The sequence below is a fragment of the Hydrogenophaga sp. genome, assembly GCF_051858985.1.
GTDB lineage: Bacteria > Pseudomonadota > Gammaproteobacteria > Burkholderiales > Burkholderiaceae_C > Hydrogenophaga.
Map to the genome: position 1 here is coordinate 747391 of NZ_JBHYGM010000003.1, position 24623 is coordinate 772013.

Consider the following 24623-nt stretch of genomic DNA (forward strand, 5'->3'; position numbering starts at 1 on the left):
CCCTGTTTCAACCCACCCATCAGCCTTCATGGACGTTTCCCGCATCCGGACCCTGCGCGGCCCCAACCTCTGGAGCCGCCACACCTGCATCGAGGCCATCGTGGCCTGCGAAGCGCGCGAACTCGATCTGAACGGCCTGCCCGGTTTCGAACGGCGCCTGCGCGAGCTGTTCCCCGCCGTGGGCGCGCTGCAGCCCAGCAATCCGCAGGAGCACCTCTCGCTGGCGCATGTGCTGGCCGATGTGGCGCTGGCGTTGCAGGCCCAGGCGGGCTGCCCGGTGACCTTTCGCCGCGTGGCGAGCACGATCGAACCCGGGGTCTTCCAGGTGGTGGCGCAGTACAGCGAGGAAGTGGTGGGGCGGCTGGCCTTCGACCTGGCGCAGGAACTGCTCGCGGCCGTGGGCGCTGGTGAGCCGCACGGCTTCGATGTGGACGCCGCCATCATCCGCTTGCGCGTGCTCGACGAAGACGTGCGCCTGGGCCCGAGCACGGGCTGCATCGTGGACGCGGCCGTGGCCCGCAACATTCCCTACCGGCGCCTCACGTCGGGCAGCCTGGTGCAACTGGGCTGGGGCTCGCGCCAGCGGCGCATCTGGGCGGCCGAGGTCGACAGCACCAGCGCGGTGTCGGAATCGATCGCGCAGGACAAGGACCTGACCAAGAAACTGCTGGCCGCCGCCGGCGTGCCCGTGCCCGAAGGTCGACCGGTGAACGACGTGAACGACGCGTGGGCGGCGGCGCAGGAGATCGGCCTGCCGGTGGTCGTCAAGCCGCAGGACGGCAACCAGGGCAAGGGTGTCACGGTCAACATCGTCTCGCGCGATCACCTGGAAGTGGCCTTCCGCGCCGCCGCCGAGTTCGGCGAAGTGATGGTGGAGAAGTACCTGCCCGGCAGCGATTTCCGCATGCTGGTGGTGGGCGACCGTGTCGTCGCTGCTTCCCGCCGCGATCCGCCGCATGTCATTGGCGACGGCGAACACACGGTGAGCGAGCTCGTTGACATCGTCAACGCCGACCCCCGGCGCGGCGAAGGCCATGCCACGTCGCTGACGAAGATCCGGTTCGATGACATTGCGCGAGCGCGCCTGGGCGTGCAGGGCCTCACGCCCGACTCGGTGCCTGCCATGGGGCGGCGCGTCGTGCTGCGCAACAACGCCAACCTCAGCACCGGCGGCACCGCCACCGACGTCACCGACGATCTGCACCCGGATGTGGCCGCGCGATCGGTGGCGGCTGCGCAGACGGTCGGGCTCGACATCTGTGGTGTCGATGTGGTGTGCGAGAGCGTGCACGTGCCGCTGGAGAAGCAGAGCGGCGGCGTGGTCGAGGTGAATGCAGCGCCGGGTCTTCGCATGCACCTCTCACCGTCCTATGGCAAGGGTCGGCCCGTGGGAGAGGCCGTGGTGTCGCACATGTTCGAACCGGGCGACGACGGCCGCATTCCGGTGATTGCGGTCACCGGCACCAACGGCAAGACCACCACCACGCGACTGATCGCGCACCTGATGGCCACCAGCGGCAAGCGTGTGGGCATGACCAACACCGATGGCGTGTACGTCGATGGCCGCCAGATCGACAGCGGAGACTGCTCCGGCCCCAAGAGCGCACGCAACGTGCTGCTGCACCCTGACGTGGACGCCGCGGTGCTGGAGACCGCGCGCGGCGGCATGCTGCGAGAAGGTCTGGGCTTCGACCAGTGCAGCGTGGCGGTGGTGACCAACGTGGGCGCGGGCGACCACCTTGGCCTGAACTACATCACCACCGTGGAAGACCTGGCGGTGCTCAAGCGCGTCATCGTCATGAACGTGGCGCCCACGGGCTATGCGGTGCTCAACGCGGCCGACCCCATCGTCGCCGCCATGGCCGCCAAGTGCACCGGCGGCGTGGTGTTCTTCGCGCAGGACCACGACCACCCTGTCCTGGCCGCGCACCGCGTGCAGGGCCGCCGCACGATCTGCATTGAAGGCGACCGGATCGTGGTGAGCGAAGGCAGCTGGCGCGTGCAGATTCCGCTGCAGGGCGTGCCGATCACGCGCGGCGGCTCCATCGGTTTCCAGAAAGACAACGTCATGGCCGCCATCGGCGCGGCCTGGTGCACGGGGCTCGACTGGGACACCATCGCCCGGGGGCTGGCGACCTTCTCCAACGACGCCGACAACGCGCCCGGCCGTTTCAACGTCATGGACTACAAGGGCGCCACCGTGATCGCCGACTACGGCCACAACCCCGACGCCATGCGGGCGCTGGTGGATGCCGTCAAGGCCATGCCGGCGCGCCGGCGCAGTGTGGTCATCAGCGGTGCCGGCGACCGCCGCGACGAGGACATTCGCGAGCAGACCGCGATCCTGGGCACCGCCTTCGATGACGTGCTGCTGTTCCAGGATGCCTGCCAGCGCGGGCGCGAAGACGGCGAGGTGCTCACCCTGCTGCGGCAGGGCCTGCAGGGAGCGAGTCGAACCAGCGAGGTGCTGGAGATCCGCGGCGAGTTCGTTGCCATCGACACGGCGCTGGAGCGCCTGGGCCCGGGCGACCTGTGCCTGATCCTCGTCGATCAGGTGGAGGAAGCGCTGGCCCACCTGGCTTCGCGCATCCGAGAAGGCGAGGCGCAGCCGGTCGCCTCAGAGCACTGAGTTCACCGCGCCGGTCCCCCGCAGCGCCGCAGGGTCAGCGAATCCTGCCGTAGTTCGTGCGCAGCGGATCGGCCGGGCCACCGGCATTGCCGCGTTGTCCGCCGCCACCGCCGCCTTTGCCCTTGCCGCCGCGGTTGCCGGTGCGCATGGCATCGATGCTGGTGCGCAGCGGATCGGGCTGACCGCCCGGGTTGGCGGCGCGTGGGCGCGGCTCCTTGATGCGCAGGCTGCCCAGGTGGGCGTTGGGACCGGGCTGGCGCTCGGCACCGGGCTCGCGGTCCTCGCGTGGGCCGCGGTCTTCACGCGGTCCGCGGTCTTCGCGGGGGGGACGGTCGGCATGCTGGCGCGGCGGGCGCTGGCCCTGCGCGCCGTTGCGGTTGCCGCCATGGCGTGGCTGCCCATTGCCATTGCCGCCGCCGTTGCCACGCCGGCCTTCACCGCGCGGGCCATCGGCCTGGGGGCCGTCACCTGCCGGGCGCTGCCGTTGCTGCCCACCGCCGTTGCCACGGCCCTGGCCGGGCTCGCCGGCCTTCTTCTCGCGAACGCGTTGCAGCATTTCGGTGCGCGCAGCCTTGGCGGCAGCGGCCATCACCTCGCGGCTCGGCGGCTTGCCGGCGCCGCCCCAGATGGTCTGGCGGCCCATGGCGATGGGCTCGGCCTTCTCGCCGGGTTCGGGCATGAATTCAGGGAACATCTGCACCGGAATCTGCTGCTTGGTGAAGCGCTCGATGTCCATCATGAAACCTTCCTCGTCCAGGCTCACGAGGTTGACGGCTTCGCCGCTGTTGCCGGCGCGGCCGGTGCGACCGATGCGGTGCACGTAGTCTTCGCAGACGTTGGGAATCTCGTAGTTCACCACGTGCGGCAGTTCGTCGATGTCGATGCCGCGCGCGGCGATGTCGGTGGCCACCAGCGCACGGATCTCGCCGCTCTTGAAGCCGGCCAGGGCCTGGGTGCGGGCACCCTGGCTCTTGTTCCCGTGCAGCGCCATGGCGTGGATGCCGTTCTTGGTGAGGTACTCGGCGACGTTGTTGGCGCCGAACTTGGTTCGCGTGAACACCAGCACCTGGCTCCAGTTGTGCTGGTTGATGATGTGGGCGAGCAGGGCCTTCTTCTTGCCGCGACCCACGGGGTGGATCACCTGGGTGATGCGCTGCACCGTCGTGTTGCGTGGGGTCACCTGGATGTGCAGCGGGTCCTTGAGCAGGGCGCTGGCGAGGTCACGGATCTCGTCGCTGAAGGTGGCCGAGAACAGCAGGCTCTGCTTGTCACGCGGCACCAGCGCCAGGATCTTCTTCACGTCGTGGATGAAGCCCATGTCGAGCATGCGGTCGGCTTCGTCAAGCACCAGCATCTGCACGGTGGACAGGTCCAGGAAACCTTGCTGCTGCAGGTCGAGCAATCGGCCCGGCGTGGCCACCAGGATGTCGATGCCACGCTTCATGGCATTGATCTGCGGGTTCATGCCGACCCCCCCGAAGACCACGGTGGAAGTCAGCGAGAGGTGCTTGCCATAGACGCGCACCGACTCTTCCACCTGGGCAGCGAGTTCGCGAGTCGGGGTGAGCACCAGGGCGCGGATGCCGACGCCGCCAAAGCGGCTCTTGGCGCGCTCGGTGCTGGAGAGGCGCTGCAGCATGGGCAGCGTGAAGGCGGCGGTCTTGCCGGTGCCGGTCTGGGCGCCGCCGAGGAGGTCGCGTCCGGCCAGGACCGCCGGAATGGCTTCGACCTGGATGGGGGTGGGGGTTTCGTAACCGTGTTCGCGCACTGCTTGCACGATGGCCGGGGCCAGGTTCAGATCGTCAAAGGTCATGTTGTGATGAGGCGCCCGTCCAGGGCGCTGGGGGCATCGGCCACTCCGGTTGCCGTCGCCGGTCTGGCAACAGCGCCCGGTCAGTCTGGGGCAGATGGATTCAGGAAGTTGGTGGCCGCAAGCGTTTTGCGCACACCCCAGCCAAGCGCTGGTGCCGGACCAACTGAAGTGCCCGACAGGCCGTATTGTCGCATGCGCCGATAATCGGTCGTTTGGCGCCGCCTTCAGGCGCGAATTTCCGCAGGTAAAGCATCACATGGCTCAATACGTCTTTTCCATGAACCGGGTTGGCAAGATCGTGCCGCCCAAGCGCCAGATCCTCAAGGACATCTCGCTTTCCTTTTTCCCAGGCGCCAAGATCGGCGTGCTCGGCACCAACGGTTCGGGCAAGTCCACGCTGCTCAAGATCATGGCCGGCATCGACAAGGAGATCGAGGGCGAAGCGATCCCCATGCCGGGCATCCGCATCGGCTACCTGCCGCAGGAACCTCAGCTCGACGCGGAGCAGACCGTTCGTGAAGCGGTCGAAAACAGCATGAGCGGCGTGCGCGCCGCGCAAAAGCGTCTCGAAGAGGTCTACGCGGCCTATGCCGAGGAAGACGCCGACTTCGATGCGCTGGCGGCCGAGCAGGCGCAACTGGAGGCCGTGATTTCGACTTCGGGCACCGACGGTGAACACCAGCTGGAGATCGCTGCCGACGCGCTGCGTCTACCGCCGTGGGACGCCAAGGTCGGGGTGCTCTCCGGTGGCGAGAAGCGCCGTGTGGCGCTCTGCTGCATGTTGCTGTCCAAACCCGACATGCTGTTGCTCGACGAACCCACCAACCACCTGGATGCCGAATCCGTGGACTGGCTGGAGCAGTTCCTCAAACGATTCCCGGGCACCGTGGTGGCCATTACCCACGACCGCTACTTCCTGGACAACGCTGCCGAGTGGATCCTCGAACTGGACCGCGGCCACGGCATCCCGTACAAGGGCAATTACTCCACTTGGCTGGAACAGAAGGAAGCCCGGCTGGAGCAGGAGCAGCGCACGGAAGACGCGCGCACCAAGGCCATGAAGAAGGAACTGGAGTGGGTGCGCCAGAACCCCAAGGGCCGCCAGGCCAAGAGCAAGGCGCGTCTGGCGAGGTTCGAAGAGCTGAGCGACGTCGACTACCAGAAGCGCAACGAGACCAACGAAATCTTCATTCCCGTGGCCGAGCGCCTGGGCAACGAGGTGTTCGAATTCAAGAACGTCAGCAAAAGTTTCGGCGACCGTCTCCTGATCGACAACCTGAGCTTCCAGATTCCGGCGGGGGCCATCGTCGGCATCATCGGCCCCAACGGTGCCGGCAAATCGACGTTGTTCAAGCTGATCTCCGGCAAGGAGCAGCCCGACAGTGGCGAAGTGAAGATCGGGCAGACGGTGCGCATGGCTGTGGTGGACCAGAGCCGCGACGATCTGCAGAACGAAAAGACCGTGTGGGAAGACATCTCCGGCGGGCTGGACATGATCACCGTGGGCAAGTTCCAGATGCCCAGCCGCGCGTATTGCGGCCGCTTCAATTTCTCGGGTGGCGACCAGCAAAAGCGCGTGGGCAGCCTCTCCGGCGGTGAGCGAGGCCGTCTGCACCTGGCCAAGACGCTGGCCGAGGGCGGCAACGTGCTGCTGCTGGACGAACCGTCGAACGATCTGGACGTGGAGACCCTGCGTGCACTGGAAGACGCGCTGCTCGAGTTCGCCGGTTGCGCGCTCGTCATCAGCCACGACCGATGGTTCCTTGATCGGATCGCCACCCACATCCTCGCGGCCGAGGGCGATAGCCAGTGGGTGTTCTTCAACGGCAACTACCAGGAGTACGAGGCCGACAAGAAGAAGCGCCTGGGTGAGGAAGGTGCCAAACCCAAGCGCATGCGCTTCAAAGCCTTGAAGTGATGACGGACGTCGAGACCGCCACGCGAGCGTGGATCGAAAAGGCCGTGATCGGCCTGAACCTGTGTCCTTTCGCGCGGGCGGTCTACGTGAAGAACCAGGTGCGCGTCGTGGTCAGTCAGGCGCGGCACCTCGATGCCTTCCTGGACGACCTGGATCGGGAGCTCGACCTGCTGGTCCGCACGCCGGCCGAGGAGGTGGACACCACGCTGCTGGTCCACCCCACGCTATTTCCCGATTTCGAGGTGTTCAACGACTTCCTCAACGTCGTCGACGATGTGGTGGCCGAGCACGAACTGGAAGGGGTGATGCAGGTCGCGCCGTTCCATCCCCGGTTCCAGTTCGAGGGCACCGAGCCCGACGATGTGACCAACTGCACCAACCGATCGCCTTATCCCACCTTGCATCTGTTGCGCGAAGCGAGTGTGGAGCGTGCCGTGGCCACAGAGGGCGGCGATGCCGAGGCCATCGTGGAGCGCAACCTGGTCACCTTGCGTCAGCTCGGTCTGGCCGGCTGGCAGGCGTTGTGGGCAAAAGCCTGAACTGTCAGGGTTTACCGGTTTCTTTTCCGGGTTTGCCGTTGTACCCTGTTGGGCACAATGACGTGCAAGACCCGTTCCCTTGACTGAAAGACACCGTCTGCATGGACGCCCGCGACACACAGGCCTTTGACAGTTGCCTGAAAGAAGCCCTGACACTCACCCGTGAGTGGATGCCGCGTTGGCTCACGCAATTGCAGACCGCGCTCAAGGACAAGGAGTCCACGACCACCCAGATGGGCGAGAAGCAGGGTCTCATCCAGGCGCGAAATGCGCTGGAGGTCCACCGCGACGCCATTGCCACCGGCTTTCTGGCCTCGATGGCCGAATCGGTCGAGCAGGCCCTGCCGCGATCGGGCAGCGGTCCGCGCCGCCCGCGCTCGGTGAGTTTCGATGAACTTGAACTCATGGGCGATGACCAGGTCCAGGAGACGGTGGAACTGGCTCGGGTCCAGCAGGTCGTGCAGATGTCGGTGGACGAGGAACAGCTGGCGCTCACCGCCCTGCTGTCCACCGCGCAGGGCCACGAGGTGGTCAACGCCGACGCCAATCCGTTGCGCGCCGAGGTGATCGTCTCCGCCCTCATGAAAACGCTCAAGGGTCTTCCGGTGGAGCCCACGGTGCGCGCCCGCTGGCTGCAGGTGGGAGCCCTGTCGCTGGGCAGCGAACTGAGGGACATGTACCTCCAGCTCGGCATGATGCTCAGCCAGTCGGGCTTCGAACCGGCCGCCTACGCGGTGATCCAGGCGCCCGAGAGCCGGCCCATGCCGAATGCCGGGGCGGGAGCGGCCGCCAGCACCAGCGTGGCACCCGGGCGCGGCGAAGGCCAGCCCGCCCAGGAGGTGCTCGGCAGCGACGCACTGCTCACGCTCGATCACCTTCACCAGTTGCTGGTGGGCAACCTCGACCAGAGTGGTGATGCGCCCAGCGACCAGGGGGCTTCGGGCTCAGGCAACGCCATGGTGCGCACGCTGGCCAGCGAGGTGGTTTCGCTCATGCTCAAGCGCATTGCCGCCGATGAACGCCTGTTGCCACCGGTTCGCGAGATGCTTCAGGAGATGAAGCCCGCACTGTTGCAACTGGCGCGCACCGAACCCCGGTTCTTTGCCGACCGTCACAACCCTGCGCGTCGAATGCTGGACGCGATCACCGAGCGCAGCCTCGCTTTCACCAGCGAGCAGGATCGGGGCTACGGCCCGTTCTCCGGCCAGGTGCGCAACATCCTCAAGGCGTTGAAGACGCCCGGGCCGGACATCTCCGAGCGCCTCGAGCAGTTGCTGGAAGACCTGAACCGGTCCCAGGCGGAAGCGGTGCCGCCCGCTCAGGTGCAGGCGCGCGGTCTTGCGGTGCAGACGCTGGTGCGCGTGGAGCAGCGCAACCTGCTGGCCGAGCGGGTGGCCGCCGAGATCCGCAGCCGCAACGATTTCGAGAAATCGCCTGGCGTGGTGCGCCGCTTCCTCACCAGCGCATGGTCCCAGGTGATAGCGCAGGCGCGGCTTGAGGTGTCGGAGACACCCTCGATCAAGCCCGCGGATTCGCCCGCCTTTCGCTACACCGAGCTGTTGGGCGATCTGCTGTGGTCGAGCCAGTTGGCTCTGGCCAGCCTGAACCGGCCGCGCCTGGTGAAGATCATCCCCAAGGTGTTGCGCACGCTTCGCGAGGGACTGGATTCCATCGAGTACCCACGCGAGCAGACCGAGTCGTTCTTTCAGGCCCTCATGGGGTTGCACGAGGCAGCCTACAAGACGCAGCGCAACGAGCCGCCTGTGTTGGACGATCCGCCCAGCGTGCCACCCGAGATGGACGATGAACCCTGGATGCAGCGCACCGAGGCAAAGAACTCCTGTCTGATGGACGATGTCTTCCTGGATTCACCGCTGACGTCCACCCAGCCCGCGTTTCTCGACACGCGACCCTTGCAACGCGACTGGGCCGACCTCAAGGCCGAGCTGGCGGGTCAACACGCCGCCAATCTGCCGGTCGGTACGTGGGTCGACATTTCGCAGGACGGCCAGGCGGTGCGTTGGCAGATCACCTGGGCCAGCCCGCACGGCACGCTGTTCCTGTTCACCGGCGCCAACGGTCGTTCGCTGTCGATGACCAAGCGAGGTCTGGACCGGCTGCAGGAGCAGAACCGGCTTCGCGTGGTGGCCGACCATGGGGTGGTCGACGAGGCACTGGACGAAGTCGCTCGCCAGGCCTGGCTGAACTCCGCCAAGGCCGACGGACTCTAGGCCTTCCGTAGCCCCCGCGCTCCGCCGCTGCGCGGGTCGCTGCCCCCCAGGGGGGTTGTTTTGCCTTGGGGCGGCCCGGCGGCAAAACGTCTACCGCCTGGTTCAGGCCTTCCGCAAAAGTTTCTTGCGCACCAGGTGGATGTTGTTGCGCAGCGCATAGAGCTCATCGGTGTACGACAGCGGCACCACGATCTTTTCCACCTTGGCCTCCATGGCGTCGAGTTGCTCGAGCAACTCGGCCGGGCTCGCGCCGGCGGTTTCTGCTCGCTGCTCCACGTCCCGCAACTCGGCGTACCAGCGGAACACGCGCGAACGGATGCGAAAGGCGTAGAGCGGAGGCACGATGCGCGAAAGGGGCAGGGCCAGCACGATGATCAGGCCCATCGCCAGCCACACGCGCTCGATCAGGTTGGCCAGCCAGAAGGGCAGGTAGCGTTGCAGGAATGGCGGGCCGTTGCGGATGGCGCGTTGCGCCTCTGACGAGATCGGCACTTCGCTGTGTTCCAGGCTGGGGTACTCCCGCGCGCGGCTGAACCAGCTGGCGCCGCCGTGCAGCTGCGTGGCCGTCTGCGCGAAGAGCTGCAGGATGGCCGGGTGCGTGTTGCTGTGCGCGAGCAGGCTGGTGGTGGACGCCACCAGACGCACGTTGCGCGCCGGGATGTTCTTGGCAAGGTCCACCACGCCCTGCGGCATCAGCACCGGCGTGAGGTAGCCGAAACGGCGTGAATAGGCTTCGCTCTGGGCAAAGTCCAGCAGCTTGATGCCGGGCGTCTGCAGCAGCATCTGCACCATCAGCGATTCGGGCGCCGAGGCGAACACCACCGCGTCCAGCTCACCGTCGAGGAATGCCACGGTGGCGGGAGTCTGCTCCAGCCGGCTCAACTGCATCTGGCCCGGCTCGATGCGGTTGACATCGAGCAAGGTGTTGAACAGGCGCGGCACGCCGCTGCCGGGAGTGCCCACGTTCACGCGCCAGCCCTTGAGTTCCGACAGGCTGCGCACCACCGGTTCCTTGCGCAGGCGACGCGCTGCGTCCTCGCGGTAGAACAGCCAGAGCGGTTCCACGAACAGGCTGCCCAGCGACGTGAGCGTGTCTTCCTCGTCGTAGCCGATGTCGGCCGTGCCGCCCTGCACGAAGCCCAGGTCGGCCTGTCCGGTGCGCAGTTTCTCCAGGTTGTCCGAGGAACCTTCGGTCGACAGCAGCTGCACTTCGATGCCGTAGCGCGCGAGCGATTCCTTGTAACGTTTGCCGAACTCCTCGTACGCGCTTTGCGCCGGGCCGGTGGCCAGAATCACGCGTTTGGGCGGGTTGGGATCCAGCCACCAGTAGGTGAGCGCCAGCAGGGCGATGGTGAGCAGCGCGAAAGGCCCGGCGGACAACAGCATTTCGCGCAGGGACAGCAGGGTGTAGCGCAGTGTCTTGGGCATGGCGCGACATTAGCATGCCGTCCTGCGCCAACCGGCCGCCACGGCGGCCGCTGGCAGTGGCCGGTTGTTTCAGACTGTGTCGCTTTTCAGGGTGCCGGTGCGATGCTCATCACGGTGTAGGCGCCCTTGATCTTGTCGGCGGTGAAGCGCACCTTGTCGCCTGCTTTCACCTGACCCAGCAGCGCCGGATCACTGACCTGGAACACCATGGTCATCGGCGGCATGTCCAGGTTCGGGATCTCGCCATGCTTGAGGGTGATCTTGCCGGCACGTGCATCCACCTTGCGGACTTCGGCCTCGGCGCTGGGCAGTGCACCCGGCGTCTCGCTCGAGGTGGGTTTGAGTCGGCCGGCCGAGCCTCCGGCATGGTGCTGAAAAACGCGCGACCCGCCATTGCGTTGGACGAGCAGCACATCGTAGGCGTCGCGGCGATCGCCGTAGACAGGACCGTCCATGCCCGGGCTGCCCACTGGCATGCCGGGCACTGCAAGGCCTATGGCGTCCGGCTTCTCGGCCAGGAGCCGCCGTATTTCGCTGGCCGCCACGTGGCCTTCCACCACGTATCCGCCCACGAGCGCGGTGTGGCAGGAGCCGAAACGGGCCGGCATGCCCAGGCGCTGGCGCACGGCGGTGTTGCCGGTGTCGAAGACCTGCACCCGGAAACCGTCCGCCCGCAACAGCTCGACCCAGTCGTTGCAGCAACCGCAGTTGGGGTCTTTCCAGACCTGAAGGGGAGGCAGCGCAGGTTCTGCGAACGCGGCAGGCGCCCACAGGGAGAGGCCGAGAGCCGCCTGAAGAAGATGTCGTCTTTGCATGATGGTGCTCCTGAGGGGATCAGACCTTGGGTTTGACGCGGATGGTGCCGCGCATGCCGGCCTCGAAATGACCTGCGATCAGGCAGGCGAACTCGAAATCGCCGGCGCGGTTGAAAGTCCAGACGATGTCGCCGCGGCGGCCCGGTGGCACGTGCGCCATGTAGGGTTCGTCGTGCTCCATGCCGGGGTGCTTCTTCATCATCTCCGCGTGGGCTTTCAGCTCGTCGGTCGTGCCGATGACGATCTCGTGCATGAGCCGGCCCTGGTTGATCGCGCGCAGGCGCAGCGTCTCGCCTTCGCGCACCTCGAGGTGGTTGGGAGAGAGCTTCATGTCATCGGTCATGCGGATCTGCACGGTTCGCGATGCTTGGCGTGGTTCACCGGCGATGCCCCATGGCTTCTGCTCTTTCACCACGGGGGCGTTGGGCTGGCCGTGCTGTTCGCCGTGGGCACCCGCGCTGGAGATGGCGAAGGTCCATGGCAGGGCCAGCAGGCTGAACTGGAAATGGCGACGTGTGGTTGTCGGGTAGGTCATGAGAGGTTCCTGGTCAGTGGGCGTGGCCCGAAGGTTTGCGAACGCTGCCCGTGGCGGGCTGCGAGGGAGCGGTGGATCGGGTGGGCTCTGGCGCGGTCGCGTTTTCCACCAGACGTGCTTGCGTGCCCGCGGGCATGTCGTACCAGCCGGGATCACCGTAGTCGCCCGGCTTCTGGCCTGCGCGCACCTTGAGCAGCGTGAACATGCCGCCCATCTCGATCGGACCGTAAGGACCGGTGCCGGTCATCATGGGGAAGGTGTTGGCGGGCAGCTCCATCTGCATCTCGCCCATGTCGGCCATGCCGCGTTCCCCCATCACCATGTAGTCGGGCGCGACGCGTTGCAGGGGCTTCACCAGGCCGCGGTGATCGACGCCGATCATGGTCGGCACACCATGACCCATGGCGCCCATGGTGTGGTGGCTCTTGTGGCAGTGCATGGCCCAGTCGCCCGGTTCGTCGGCCAGGAATTCAAGCTGACGCATCTGCCCCACGGCGATGTCCGTGGTGACCTCGGGCCATCGGGAGCCCTTGGGCGTGGGACCGCCGTCGGTGCCGGTCACCTCGAACTCGATACCGTGGATGTGCACCGGGTGGTTGGTCATGGTGAGGTTGCCCACGCGCACGCGCACGCGCTCGCCCAGCCGTGCTACCAGGGGCGAGATGGCCGGGAACACGCGGCTGTTGAAGGTCCAGATGTTCTGCTCCAGCATGGTGTTCACCTGGGGCGTCATGCTGCCGGGCTCGACATCGAATGCGGCGAGAAGGAAGGCGTAATCGCGCTGCACATCCTCGATGAGTGGGTGCCGGTTCCGCGGGTGCGTGATCCACAGCCCCATCATGCCCATGGCCATCTGCACCATCTCGTCGGCGTGAGGGTGGTACATGAACGTGCCGGGTCGGCGTGCGACGAATTCGTAGACAAAGGTCTTGCCCGGGGGAATCTGCGGCTGGTTCAGGCCGCCCACGCCGTCCATGCCGTTGGGCAGGCGCTGCCCGTGCCAGTGGATGGTGGTGTGTTCGGGCAGCCGGTTGGTCACGAAGATGCGCACGCGGTCGCCTTCCACCACCTCGATCGTGGGCCCCGGACTCTGACCGTTGTAGCCCCACATGTTCACCAGGAAGCCCGGCGCCACCTCGCGCACCACGGGCTCGGCCACCAGGTGGAATTCCTTCGCGCCGTCTTTCATGCGCCACGGCGCGGTCCAGCCGTTGAGGGTCACCACCGGGTTGTAGGGGCGCCCGGCCCCGGTCACGCCCGGCGGCGTCCAGGGCCCTGCGGTGTCGGCCGAGTTCTGCTGCGCGGGTTCGGGAATGGCGGCGAGCACCACGCGGTTCACGCTGGCGGCGGCCATGGCAGAAGCGGCGGCGCCGGCGAAGAAGTGTCTGCGGTTCAAGGGGTGTGTCATGTCAGTGTCCTGCGGGAGCGGCCGTGGCGGCACCGGTGGAAGAGGGCGCTTCGGTGCCGAGGTAGTCGGCACCTGCCAGCAGGGCCTGCCAGTCGGCCTGGGCACGCCAGAAATCGCGTCGCGCCTGCACGGCCTCGTCCAGGGCAGCCAGGCGGTCGCGTGCGCTGGCCAGCAGCTCCCAGGTGCTTTGCAGCATGCCGTTGTAGCGGAGCAGGCTGTCCTGCGCCTGGGCGCTCTGGAGTTCAACCACCACGTCCTGCGCGTGGAGCGCCATGGCGTGGCTCACTTGCAGCCGGGCTCTGGCTTCGCGGGTGCTGGATCGGCGTTCGGCCACGCGTTTCAGCAGGGCGGACTCGGTCCTGGTCGCTCGCTCCAGCCCGTGATCGCGAAGCAGGCTGAGGTCATCGATGCGGGGTGGCTCGAGCGCGCCGGCCAGATCGGGTTCGGGCATGGCGGCGAGCGCGGCGTCCAGGGCCTGATGCCAGGCTTGCCGCCGTTCCTGGTTCAGTGCGCTGGACTCGCGCTGGGCCTCCAGCCGCTCCCGGGCGATCGTCGGGTGGCTGCGCAGCACGGCGGCTTCGAGCGCACCGGCGTCCAGGCCTGCGTCGGGCGAGAGGCGGGGAGGCGTCGCAGGCAGGCTGTCCGGCAGTCGGGCCGCGAGCTGCACCACCGCGTCTGCCTGCCAGACCCCGAGCAGGCGCGCCAGTTGTTCCTGGGCGTTCATCGCAGCGGCCTGCGCCTGGACGGCGTTTTGCCAGGCACTGGCTTGCAGCAGGCGCTCGCGGTTCAGGCGCGCCTGGCTCCAGTTGCCGGCGGTCACCATGCGCAGGCCCAGTTCGCTGCCAGCGCGCGTGGCCTCCAGCAGTTCACTCCGAAGGCGCAAGCGCTGGCGCGCCGACACCGCATCGATCCACGCGCCTTGCAACGCGCGAACGTGCATGGCGAAGTCCACCCGGACCTTGGCGATTTCGGGTGCGTTCATGCCCGCGCGAACGAAGAGCTCCGGCCGGTGCCGCAGCGATTCGCGCAACGCCTCAGCCAGCGTCATGGATGTGCTGCGGGGGCTGGCGGGCGTGCCGGCGTCAGCGGGCGCAGGTTGGCGCGCTTCCCACTGCAGCAGATCGATGTGCCCGCGCGGGAACTCTGCCACCCGCTGGTTGGCACGTTGCCAGATCGCGCGCGCCTGCTCGATATCGGCCGGCAGCTCCGCCGGGGCGATGGGGCCCATCGGCGGCAACGCCAGTGGCTGCGCGGATGAGGGTTGATCGGGGTCGGCGGCGCGAAGCCCCGACGGGGCGGGCTCCACTGCCTGGGCGGCGCTCATGACCATCCAGGCCAGTCCGGCCGCAATCCATTGAAAAGAAGGCATGAAATTCTCCTGAGAACACGGCAACGCGGCCGGCTAGCGACCCCCAAGGGTCGACGCCGGACGCACCTGTGGCGTGGTTCTCAGGAAATGGGTGGTTTGCTGCCCGGGGGCGGCACCGAACTGACGAAACGCTCGGTTGAGGACGGCACCACGCCGTGGGCCATGGAGGCCTTTGGCGAGAGTGGCGCGGACAGGGCCATGGCCGGACCGTTGCACACATCGCAAGTCCGGTGCTCGTGATCGGCGGTCCCGGAGGACGTGTCCATCGCGTGGTCGGGGCAGGGTGCAGACGCCGTAGAGGTCATCACCATGGATCCGTGATCCGATGAAGGCGCCACCATGGTGATGGCCATGGCGTCGCCCACCCACGCCCGCAAGGGCAGCAAGGCGATGATCAGGGCGAGCAACAGATGGCGCATGGTCTGGAATGATACGGCGCGCCGGGCTGGTGTCCGCTTGTCCCACGCCTCAGGATGGACATTGCAGCACCAGCGCCTGCAAGGGCCGCATGTGGTCGGGCGTGGTCACGACGAAGGCCACACGTGGGTTGCGTGCGCCCGCCAGGTTCAGTTGCGTGCGGTGAGGCGCGTTGCCCGCCCAGGGCTCGACCGGCTGGTAGAGGCCCACCACATGATCGTGCCGCAGCGCTTCGCCGGCGTTTTCACCGCGCGTGACCTGGCTGACGATGCCGTCCTGCAGAACGGCCCAGTAGCCCGCCAGCTTCGGATGGGCGGCGCTGGCGCTCAAATGCGCGCTGATCTGGTTGCCCTCGCGCCTCAGGCGCAGGCCGGGCGCGCCTTCCGCGCTCAACCGCGTGAGCTGCCCTGGCGACTGCCCTGGCCAGGACCGGTGGTCGCGGCCGTTCAGCACCACTTGCGGCGTGTACACGTATTTGCCACCCAGTGCTTCCTTCAAGCGGTATTGCCGCGAGGTGGTCTCCGAGGTGGCAAAAGGATCGCGCCAGCCCAGATGGTTCCAGTAGGTCACATGGAACGACAGGGCGAGCACGCCGTCGCCAGGTTTCAGGGTGGAGAGCCATCGGTCGGCCGGTGGGCAGGAACTGCAGCCTTCGGAGGTGTAGAGCTCGATCACGGCGGGCGGGTGGGGTCCCGAGGTGGCTTCACAGGTCTGCGCCAGCGCGGCGGCTGGCAGAGCCAGAAAGACGCAGCCGCCCCAGAAGGCGCGGCTCGTTGGGCGAAGGGTCAGGCGCATGCTGGCTCCAGGCAACGGTGGAGTGGGTCAGTCGCTGTGCCGAGGCGGTTCTTACAGAGGCCCGCCAATGATCGCTGCGCCAGGCGCCGGTGCTCCTCAGCGCAGGTCAGGTGCGACGCCGAAAGGCACCGGCTCGGACGCGGGAGCCAACGCACGCGGTCGAGCCGGAACAACCGACACTTGCAGCGCAATGCGCGGTGGCAGCGCCATCCCGCGCCGTTCCATGGCGGTGCGCAAGCGATCCGGGTAGTCGGTGATGATGCCGTCCACCCCCCAGTCGATCAGGCGCGCCATGTCCTGGAGCTCGTTCACGGTCCACGGCACCACGCGCAGCCCGAGTTCGCGTGCGCGCTGCAGTTGCCGCTGGTCCAGATCGCCGAAATGGGGCGACCACAGCTTGCCGCCTGTTGCCGCCACCATGGCGGGCGCATCCTCGAAATCAGCCAGTCGCAGGCCGGCGGTCCATTCGCCGCTCTCCAGGGTGTTGAAGCGCGGCAACTGGGCCGAGAGGTACGACAGCGGCATCTCGGGTGCGAGCTGCCGCGCCACTTTCTGGATGCGCCAGTCAAAGCTCTGAAGGCCGACCCGGTGGGTCATGCCGTGGGCGGCCACCACGTCGAGCACGGCTCGCACAAAGGCCTTGGGGTCGGGCGACTCCGCAGCACGCCCGGGGTGGATCTTGAGCTCGATGTTGAACCGCACATGCCGCGCGCCGAGCCCGCGCACCCGGTCGAACAGCGCGGCCAGCGTGGGAATGCCCTGGCCGTCCTGCGCCACCTGCTGGGGAAAGTCACGCGCGTAGCGGCTGGCGGGATTGATGCGCCCCACGTCCCAGGTGGCGATTTCTGCCAGCGGCACGCGGTTGAACGGCTGGCCGCGGGCTTGCAGCCAGAGCCCTCGAGCATCGCGCGTGAGGTCGGGGTTGGCGGTCGTGTCGTGCGAGATCACCGGCACGCCGTCGGCGCTGAGGACCACGTCGAGCTCCAGCGTGGAGACACCCACGGCGAGTGCGCGTTCGAAACCGGCGATGGTGTTCTCGGGGGCCAGGCCGCGCGCGCCGCGGTGACCCTGTGCGTCAAAGGCCAGTGCGGCGCCGGCACACCACAGCGAGAGGCCGAGCGCGGTGGTACAGCTCCAGCGGATCCAGGTCAGGCGCTGAACGCCCGGCGGTGAGGTATCGGTCATGGGGCGCAGTGTGACAGCGCCCCATGACCGATGCAAGACAGGTCAATGTCCCAGGATCTTGGACAGGAAATCCTTGCTGCGTTCGTTCTGCGGATTGTTGAAGAATGCTTCCGGGGTGTTCTGCTCGACGATCTGACCCTGGTCCATGAAGATCACGCGGTCGGCCACCGCCTTGGCAAACCCCATCTCGTGCGTCACGCAGATCATGGTGATGCCCTGGTTGGCCAGTTCGATCATCACGTCGAGCACCTCCTTGATCATCTCGGGATCGAGGGCCGAGGTGGGCTCATCGAACAGCATGATCTTGGGTGTGAGGCACAGCGCGCGCGCGATGGCCACGCGCTGCTGCTGTCCCCCCGAGAGCTGCAGCGGGTACTTGCCGGCCTGCTCGGCGATGCGCACCCGATTGAGCTGGATCATGGCCTTTTCCTCAGCCTCCTTCTTGGGCAGCTTGCCCACCCACATGGGCGATAGCGTGAGGTTCTCCAGCACCGTGAGGTGCGGGAACAGGTTGAACTGCTGGAACACCATGCCCACTTCCTTGCGGACGCGGTCGATCGCCTTGATGTCGTCGGTCAGCTCGATGCCGTCGACGATCAGGTGGCCCTGCTGGTGCTCTTCGAGCCGGTTGATGCAGCGGATGAGCGTGGACTTGCCGGAACCCGAAGGGCCGCAGACCACGATGCGTTCGCCCTTGGCCACGTCCAGGTCGATGTCGCGCAGGACATGGAAGTCGTTGCCATACCACTTGTTGACTTTGTCGAATCGGATGATGGGTTCGGTCATGTTCTTTTCCTTCAACGCGCCTTGCTGGCGCTCAGTTGTTTTTCGACCCACAGGCTGTAGCGCGACATCGAGAAACAGAAAGTGAAATACACGAGGGTGATGAAGATGTAGGCCTCGATCTTGAACGGGCGCCAGTCGACGTCGGAGTTCAGTGCGAGCGCGAGCGCACCGGTGAGCTCGTAGAGCGAGACGATGGTGACGAGCGAGGTGTCCTTGAACACGGAGATGAAGTTGTTCATCATGCTCGGCACCACCATGGCCAGGGCCTGTGGCAGAACGATCTTGCGCTGGGTCTGCCAGTAGGAAAGGCCCAGTGTGTCGGCCGCTTCCAGCTGTCCCTTCGGAATCGCCTGCAGGCCCCCGCGGATGATCTCGGCCATGTAGGCCGCGGCGAACAGCGTGATGCCGACGATGACCCGGACCAGCACATCGAGCGTGACACCCTGCGGCATGAACAGCGGGAACATGAACGAGGCCATGAACAGCACCGAGATCAGTGGCACGCCGCGGATGAGTTCGATGTAGACGATGCACGCCGAACGGATCGCCGGCAGGTGACTTCGACGCCCCAGCGCCACCACGATGGCGAGCGGGAACGCCATGAAGATGGACAACGTGGCGAGCATCACCGTGAGCGGCAGACCGCCCCAGAGGTCCGTGCGCACTTCGCTCAGGCCGAGCACGCCGCCGCCCATGAGCGTGAAGAACACCGCCAGCACGCCGATCCACATGAGCACCAGCCAGGGCTTCCAGAAGAAGCGGATGCAGCTGAGCACCAGGCCGAGCAGCATGACCGAGGTGGCAATGAGTGGGCGCCACTGCTCTTCATACGGATAGCGGCCAAACAGGATGATGCGGTACTTCTCGGTGACCACTCCCCAGCAGGCGCCCACTCCGCGCGCGGCCTGGCAGGCGTCTGCATCGGCGCGGAAGACGGACTGAAAGAACGCCCAGTTGAGCAGGCCGGGGATCGCGTAGACCAGCAGCCCGCCCACAAACACGGTCGTGATCGTGCTGCGCCAGTCGGCAAACAGGTTCTGCCGCGCCCACGGCACGAAACCGGTGGTCTTCACGGGAGAGGAGCGCGGCGGGATCGGAACGAAGGTGTCGGACATGGTCATCGCTCCTTGATGGCCATGCGCTGGTTGTACCAGTTCATGAAGGCCGACGTGGACAGGGACGTGGTGAGGTACACCAGCATGATGATGGCGATGCACTCCACCGCGCGCCCGCTCTGGTTGATGGTGGTGTTGGCGATCGAGACCACGTCCGGGTAGCCCACGGCCACGGCCAGGGAAGAGTTCTTGGTGAGGTTGAGGTACTGGTTGGTCAGCGGCGGAATGATGACGCGCATGGCCTGCGGCAGAATCACCTGGTTCATCTTCTGCTTGGGATTCAGGCCCAGCGCCGCAGCGGCCTCGTCCTGACCCCGGCTCACCGACTGGATGCCGCCGCGAACCACTTCAGCGATGAACGCTGCGGTGTAGATGACCAGGCCGATGAGGATGGCCATGAACTCGGGCGTGGCGGACACGCCGCCATCGACCATGAAGGCCAGTTGCTCGGGAATGTTCCATTGCGTGGGCATGCCGGCCACGACCCAGCCGACGAGCGCGAACACGACAATCAGCGCAATGGGCCCCCAGATGCGGTCGCCGTCCTGGCCGGTCAGCTCGAACTTCTTCTGCGCGCGGCGACGCCAGAGCCAGGCGCCGATGAGACCCACGCCCATGCCGGCCAGCACCTGGCCCACGCCCACGGAAGGGAAGGGGAAAGAGAAACCGCCCTTGCTCAGGTAGAACAGGTCGGCCACGTTCCAGGCTTCGTTCGATGGTGGGAGCACTTCGATGAAGATCAGGTACCACATCAGCAACTGAAGGAGGATGGGCACGTTGCGGAAGGTCTCCACATAGCCGTAGCACAGGCCGCGCACCAGCGCGTTGCGCGAGAAGCGGCCCACGCCGATGAGCACACCCAGGATGGTGGTGAGCACGATGCCGATGACGGCGACCTTGAGCGTGTTGAGCACGCCGACCCAGATGGCCTTGCCGTAGCTCTCGCTCGGGTTGTAGGGGATCAGCGTCTCGCCGATGTCGAAGCCTGCGGCGGCGCCGAGGAAGTCAAAGCCGCTCTGGATGCCCCGGATGCGCATGTTTTCCTGCGTGTTGTGCGCGAGGAACCAGATGCCGGCGGCGATGAGCACGAGGGCGATGGCTTGAAAGATGAGCCCGCGCGTGGCGCGGCTGTTGAGCGACCAGTTTCGTTTTTTCGGGGGGAGTTGCGGTTTCAATGCGGCCTCGCAATCCTGTCAGGGAGAAGCTTTTGCGCCACAGGCCCTGGGTTTTCTGGACCCAGGGCCTGTGGAACGGTGAAGTCAGGGCCGTCATCCCCCCGAGGGGAACGACGGCGGGACAGGTCGGAGATCAGCGAACCGGCGGGGCGTACATCAGGCCGCCCTTGGTCCACAGGTTGTTGGTGCCGCGCGGCAGGCCGATGGAGGTCTTGGGACCGACATGGCGTTCGAACTGCTCACCGTAGTTGCCCACGGCCTTGATGGCGCGCAGGGCCCATTCCTTGTCCAGGCCGATCAGCTTGCCGGTGTCTTCCGTGCCCGCACCCACCAGACGCATGATGTTCGGGTTGGTGCTGCTCTTCATGGAGTCGGCATTGGCCTGCGTGATGCCGTATTCCTCGGCTTCGATGATGGCGTAGCCGACCCACTTCACGATGCCGAAGAACTCGTCGTCGCCGCGGCGCACGGCCGGGCCGAGGGGCTCCTTGGAAATCAGCTCGGGCAGGATCACGTGGTCGTCCGGATTCGGCGTTTCCTTGGCGCGGATCGAGGCCAGGCCGGAAGCGTCGGTGGTGTAAGCCTGGCAACGGCCGGCCACGTAGGCGGCGGTGGCGGCTTCCACCTTTTCGAACACCACGGGCTTCAAGGCCAGGTTGTTGGTGCGGGAGAAATCGGTGAGGTTCAGTTCGGTGGTGGTGCCGGACTGCACGCACACCGTGGCGCCCTTGAGGGATTTGGCGCTCTTCACATTGAGCTTCTTCGGCACCATGAAGGCCTGGCCGTCGTAGAAGTTCACGCCCACAAAGTGCAGGCCCAGCGAGGTGTCGCGGGTCAGCGTCCAGGTGGTGTTGCGGGCCAGCATGTCGATCTCGCCGGACTGCAGGGCGGTGAAGCGCTGCTGGGCGGTCAGGGGGACATAGCGGACCTTGTCGGGGTTGGAAAGGATCGCGGCGGCCACTGCGCGGCACACATCCACGTCCATGCCGCTCCACTTGCCCTGGCTGTCGGCGGCAGAGAATCCCGCCAGGCCGGTATTGACGCCACAGATCAGCTCGCCGCGCTTCTTGATCGCATCGAGGTCCTTGCCGGCATGGGCGGGCAGGGCCACCAGGGTGGCAGCCGCCGCGCTCAGGCCCAGGGCCGCCAGTTTCAGGGAAGTCATCTTCATCGGTTTACTCCGTGTTTGTGGTTGGAAAGAAATCCGCCGGGCTGGACCCGCACCGTTTGGGTGCAGGACCGTGACCGCAACTGAATGTATCGCCGCCCTTTTGCACGGGGGATCGGGGTTTACGTGGGAAAGCCATGCAATATTCTTATGACGCCATCGTGAAAGCCCCCGGCAGGGCATCGAGTCCGACAACTCGCAGGTTCCGTGCCATCAAGGAAAACGCGGAGGTCCCTCGCGCGACAAAGTGGGTTCCCCTGTCGGGATGCGGCCCGTATGCTGTGCCGGACAACACCGGAGACAAGCGATGAGCAGCAGCACCCATGCCGTGGACGCACCGATCGCGCCCGCCGTTTTCCCCCACCACCGCTTCTGGCCGACCCGGCTGCCCCACCGGATCACGCCGCCGGCCACCTCGCTCTGGCACAACCTCGCCGTGAGCGCGCTGCGCTACCCGGACAAGGCCGCCCTCGTCTTCTTCGACCGCAGCGTCACCTACCGCGAGCTGAACGAACAGGTGGAGCGCCTCGCTGCCCACTTGCGCGAACAGGGCGTGCAGGACGGTGACCGCGTGATCCTGCTGATGCAGAACTGCCCGCAATGGGTGGTGGCGCACTTCGCGATCCTTCGGGCCAATGCCGTGGTGGTGCCCGTCAATCCCATGAACCGCGCCGATGAGCTGACGCACTACATCACCGACCCGGATGCGCGCGTGGCGGTCTGCGCGGCAGACCTGGCCGGCGAACTGCACAAGGCCGACCAGGCGGTCGCCGAAGGCTCGCGCCTGCGCCATGTGGTGGTCTCCCACTACAGCGATGGCTACGGCCCGGCGGCTGAAATTCCGCCAGCGTGGTCTCAGTGGCTGGGCGCGCGTCACGCCGCGCCCGCGTTCAGCCACGCCACGGTGAGCGACTGGACCGCCGCGCTGTCCTGCACCGGCACTGCCCCGGCCCACAACCGGGGCCCGGATGACCTGGCCGTGCTGCCCTACACGAGCGGCACCACCGGCCTGCCCAAGGGCTGCATCCACCCGCACCGCACGATCATGCACAACGCGGTGGCCGTGGGCCTGTGGACCAACAGCACCCCGGAAAACATCGGCCTGCTCGTGGTGCCGATGTTCCACATCACCGGCCTGGCGGCCGGACTGAACGCAGGTGTCTACATGGGCGCGACCATGGTGCTCATGCCGCGCTGGGACCGCGAACTGGCGGGCCGGCTCATCTCGCGCTGGCGCGTGACGCACTGGACCAACATCCCCACCATGGTCATCGACCTGCTGGCCAGCCCCAGTTTCGAGCAGTACGACCTCTCCAGCCTGGTGCTGGTGGGCGGTGGCGGCGCGGCGATGCCGCAGGCGGTGGCGCAGCGGCTGCTGGACCAGTTCGGCCTGCGGTATTCGGAAGGCTACGGCCTCACCGAAACCGCCGCGCCTTCGCACAACAACCCGCCGGACCACCCCAAGCAGCAGTGCCTGGGCATTCCGTTCCTGAGCACCGAGGCGCGCGTGGTCGACCCCCTCACGCTGCAGGAGATGCCGCAGGGCGAGGCGGGTGAAATCGTCATCCACGGTCCCGAGGTGTTCGACGGCTACTGGAAACGGCCCGAGGCCACCGAAGCGGCGTTCATCACCCTGGAGGGCAAACGCTTCTTCCGCTCTGGCGACCTGGGGCGCGTCGATGAAGACGGCTATTTCTTCATCACCGATCGGCTCAAGCGCATGATCAACGCGAGCGGCTTCAAGGTCTGGCCGGCCGAGGTGGAGGTGCTGATGTTCAAGCACCCGGCGATTGCCGAAGCCTGCGTGATCGCCACGCGCGATGCCTACCGGGGCGAGAGCGTGAAGGCCGTGGTGGTGCTGCGCGAATCGGCCCGGGGCACCACGACCGAGCAGGACATCGTGGACTGGTGCCGCGAGCACATGGCCGTCTACAAGTGCCCGCGCACGGTCGAGTTCGTGACCGCCTTGCCCAAGAGCGGCAGCGGCAAGGTGATGTGGCGGCTGCTGCAGGAGCAGGAAGAGGCGCGCGCAGGCACGGCGTCACAATGACGCCATGCCATCCCTTCAAGAAGCCGTCCGCCGCCTCTGGCAACCGCGCAAGGGCCTGTTCTGGCTCGCGCTCGGGTTCAATGCCCTCTCGTCCTTCATGGTCGGGTTCATCCACCTCAACGATCCGCCCGACGGCATTCGCCTGGTGGTGAGCCTGTTTGCTCTGACCAACTCCCTCATCGGCTGGTGGTTGACCGTGCGCCTCTGGCGCGACGGCGACCCCAGACCCCTGCCTTAGGAAACGTCCCATGTTCAACGCCCTCGTCATCACGAAGCCCGAGTCCGGCTACCGCTGCGAGCTCTCCGGCATCGACGAAGCCCAGTTGCCCGCAGCGGGCGACGTCACCGTGCGCGTGGCCTGGTCCACCCTCAATTACAAGGATGGCCTGGCCATCACCGGCAAGTCGCCTGTGGTGCGCAGTTTTCCGATGGTGCCCGGCATTGATTTCGCGGGCACCGTGGTGCAAAGCGACCACCCGCGCTGGAAAACCGGTGACCGCGTGCTGCTCAATGGCTACGGCGTGGGTGAATCGCATTGGGGTGGCCTGGCGCAGATGGCCCGCGTCAAGGGCGACTGGCTGGTGGCACTGCCCGAATCCCTGAGCGAGCGCGAGGCCATGGCGCTCGGCACCGCAGGCTACACCGCCATGCTGTGCGTGCAGGCCCTGCAGCGCCACTGGGCGGATGCTGGCGTGCAGCCGGGCAGCGGCGAGGTGCTGGTGACCGGTGCCAACGGCGGCGTGGGCAGCGTCGCCATTTCGCTGCTGGCCGGGCTGGGGCACACGGTGGTGGCCTCTACCGGTCGGTTGCAGGAAGCCGACTACCTCAAGTCGCTCGGCGCAGCGGGCGTGATCGACCGCAGCGAACTGGGGGCGCCCGGCAAGCCATTGCAGAAGGAACGCTGGATCGGCGTGGTCGATTCCGTGGGCAGCCACACGCTGGCCAATGCCTGCGCCAGCGTGCGCTACGGCGGCGCCGTGGCCGCCTGTGGCCTCGCGCAAGGCATGGACCTGCCGGCCAGCGTGGCCCCGTTCATCCTGCGCGGCGTCACCCTGTATGGCATCGACAGCGTGGTGGCGCCGATGCCGCGCCGCGTGGCGGCGTGGGAGGCGCTGGCCAGAACGCTCGATCGGCAGCAACTGGTCGCCATGACGAAGGAAATCGGACTGGGCGAAGCGATCGGGGCGGCCAGCGACATCCTGGCCGGACGGGTGCGAGGGCGGCTGGTGGTGAACGTGAACGCCTGA

20 protein-coding genes are annotated in these 24623 nt (G+C 66.7%); 7 read left to right on the top strand and 13 right to left on the bottom strand.

The features are described 5' to 3' along the window. The first annotated feature begins 28 nt into the window (after window positions 1-28). Window positions 29-2629, top strand: a complete 2601-nt coding sequence (gene cphA, locus ACTIEY_RS16015) for a cyanophycin synthetase (protein WP_439520119.1) — start codon at window positions 29-31, stop codon at window positions 2627-2629. Window positions 2630-2663: 34 nt separating this feature from the next. On the opposite strand, the gene ACTIEY_RS16020 is transcribed toward cphA, so the two are convergent. Further along, a complete protein-coding gene (locus tag ACTIEY_RS16020) occupies window positions 2664-4442 on the bottom strand; it encodes a DEAD/DEAH box helicase (RefSeq protein ID WP_439520120.1) in 1779 nt (592 codons plus the stop codon). A 256-nt stretch (window positions 4443-4698) separates the two neighbouring features. Here ACTIEY_RS16020 and ettA point away from each other — a divergent pair, with 256 nt between their 5' ends. The 3 genes from ettA to ACTIEY_RS16035 all read left to right on the top strand — a co-directional run bounded on the left by ettA (window position 4699) and on the right by ACTIEY_RS16035 (window position 9130). After that, a complete protein-coding gene (gene ettA / locus ACTIEY_RS16025) occupies window positions 4699-6360 on the top strand; it encodes an energy-dependent translational throttle protein EttA (RefSeq protein WP_439520121.1) in 1662 nt (553 codons plus the stop codon). Next, window positions 6360-6899, top strand: a complete 540-nt coding sequence (locus ACTIEY_RS16030) for a DUF1415 domain-containing protein (RefSeq protein WP_439520122.1) — start codon at window positions 6360-6362, stop codon at window positions 6897-6899. The genes ettA and ACTIEY_RS16030 overlap by 1 nt, the downstream gene beginning before the upstream one ends. A 101-nt stretch (window positions 6900-7000) precedes the next feature. Further along, on the top strand, window positions 7001-9130 hold the full coding sequence (locus ACTIEY_RS16035; protein WP_439520123.1) for a DUF1631 family protein: 2130 nt from the start codon (window positions 7001-7003) through the stop codon (window positions 9128-9130). A 102-nt stretch (window positions 9131-9232) separates the two neighbouring features. Here ACTIEY_RS16035 and ACTIEY_RS16040 read toward each other — a convergent pair whose 3' ends face one another. From ACTIEY_RS16040 to ACTIEY_RS16095, 12 genes are all read right to left on the bottom strand, one after another. After that, complete coding sequence (locus ACTIEY_RS16040; protein WP_439520124.1) at window positions 9233-10558, bottom strand: TAXI family TRAP transporter solute-binding subunit; 1326 nt, start codon at window positions 10556-10558, stop codon at window positions 9233-9235. Window positions 10559-10644: 86 nt separating this feature from the next. Further along, the gene (locus tag ACTIEY_RS16045) at window positions 10645-11373 is read right to left on the bottom strand and encodes a copper-binding protein (protein WP_439520125.1); all 729 of its coding nucleotides are present in this window, start codon (window positions 11371-11373) and stop codon (window positions 10645-10647) included. 19 nt (window positions 11374-11392) lie between these two features. Then, window positions 11393-11908 (bottom strand): cupredoxin domain-containing protein, encoded by a 516-nt coding sequence (locus ACTIEY_RS16050; protein ID WP_439520126.1) that lies wholly within the window; start codon window positions 11906-11908, stop codon window positions 11393-11395. 13 nt (window positions 11909-11921) lie between these two features. After that, the gene (locus tag ACTIEY_RS16055; protein ID WP_439520310.1) at window positions 11922-13304 is read right to left on the bottom strand and encodes a multicopper oxidase family protein; all 1383 of its coding nucleotides are present in this window, start codon (window positions 13302-13304) and stop codon (window positions 11922-11924) included. 13 nt (window positions 13305-13317) lie between these two features. After that, window positions 13318-14685 carry a TolC family protein gene (locus tag ACTIEY_RS16060; RefSeq protein ID WP_439520127.1) on the bottom strand — a complete coding sequence of 456 codons (1368 nt, stop codon included), beginning with the start codon at window positions 14683-14685 and terminating at the stop codon, window positions 13318-13320. Window positions 14686-14765: 80 nt separating this feature from the next. Next, entirely contained in the window at window positions 14766-15104 is a 339-nt protein-coding gene (locus ACTIEY_RS16065; RefSeq protein WP_439520128.1) for a hypothetical protein, read from the bottom strand. A gap of 49 nt (window positions 15105-15153) precedes the next feature. Then, window positions 15154-15897, bottom strand: a complete 744-nt coding sequence (locus ACTIEY_RS16070; protein WP_439520129.1) for a DUF1223 domain-containing protein — start codon at window positions 15895-15897, stop codon at window positions 15154-15156. 96 nt (window positions 15898-15993) lie between these two features. Then, entirely contained in the window at window positions 15994-17082 is a 1089-nt protein-coding gene (locus ACTIEY_RS16075; RefSeq protein ID WP_439520130.1) for a glycerophosphodiester phosphodiesterase, read from the bottom strand. A 42-nt stretch (window positions 17083-17124) separates the two neighbouring features. After that, the gene (locus tag ACTIEY_RS16080; RefSeq protein WP_439520131.1) at window positions 17125-17868 is read right to left on the bottom strand and encodes an amino acid ABC transporter ATP-binding protein; all 744 of its coding nucleotides are present in this window, start codon (window positions 17866-17868) and stop codon (window positions 17125-17127) included. Between the two features lie 11 nt (window positions 17869-17879). Then, entirely contained in the window at window positions 17880-18983 is a 1104-nt protein-coding gene (locus tag ACTIEY_RS16085; protein WP_439520132.1) for an amino acid ABC transporter permease, read from the bottom strand. Window positions 18984-18985: 2 nt separating this feature from the next. Further along, complete coding sequence (locus ACTIEY_RS16090) at window positions 18986-20158, bottom strand: amino acid ABC transporter permease (RefSeq protein WP_439520133.1); 1173 nt, start codon at window positions 20156-20158, stop codon at window positions 18986-18988. A gap of 133 nt (window positions 20159-20291) precedes the next feature. Further along, window positions 20292-21329, bottom strand: coding sequence for an amino acid ABC transporter substrate-binding protein (locus ACTIEY_RS16095; RefSeq protein ID WP_439520134.1), 1038 nt, complete (start codon window positions 21327-21329; stop codon window positions 20292-20294). Window positions 21330-21633: 304 nt separating this feature from the next. Here ACTIEY_RS16095 and ACTIEY_RS16100 point away from each other — a divergent pair, with 304 nt between their 5' ends. Genes ACTIEY_RS16100 through acuI form a run of 3 tightly spaced genes read left to right on the top strand, consistent with a single transcriptional unit; the run spans window position 21634 to window position 24623 of the window. Then, a complete protein-coding gene (locus ACTIEY_RS16100) occupies window positions 21634-23376 on the top strand; it encodes a long-chain fatty acid--CoA ligase (protein ID WP_439520135.1) in 1743 nt (580 codons plus the stop codon). A 4-nt stretch (window positions 23377-23380) separates the two neighbouring features. Further along, entirely contained in the window at window positions 23381-23614 is a 234-nt protein-coding gene (locus ACTIEY_RS16105; RefSeq protein ID WP_439520136.1) for a hypothetical protein, read from the top strand. Between the two features lie 10 nt (window positions 23615-23624). Then, window positions 23625-24623, top strand: coding sequence for an acrylyl-CoA reductase (NADPH) (gene acuI, locus ACTIEY_RS16110; RefSeq protein WP_439520137.1), 999 nt, complete (start codon window positions 23625-23627; stop codon window positions 24621-24623).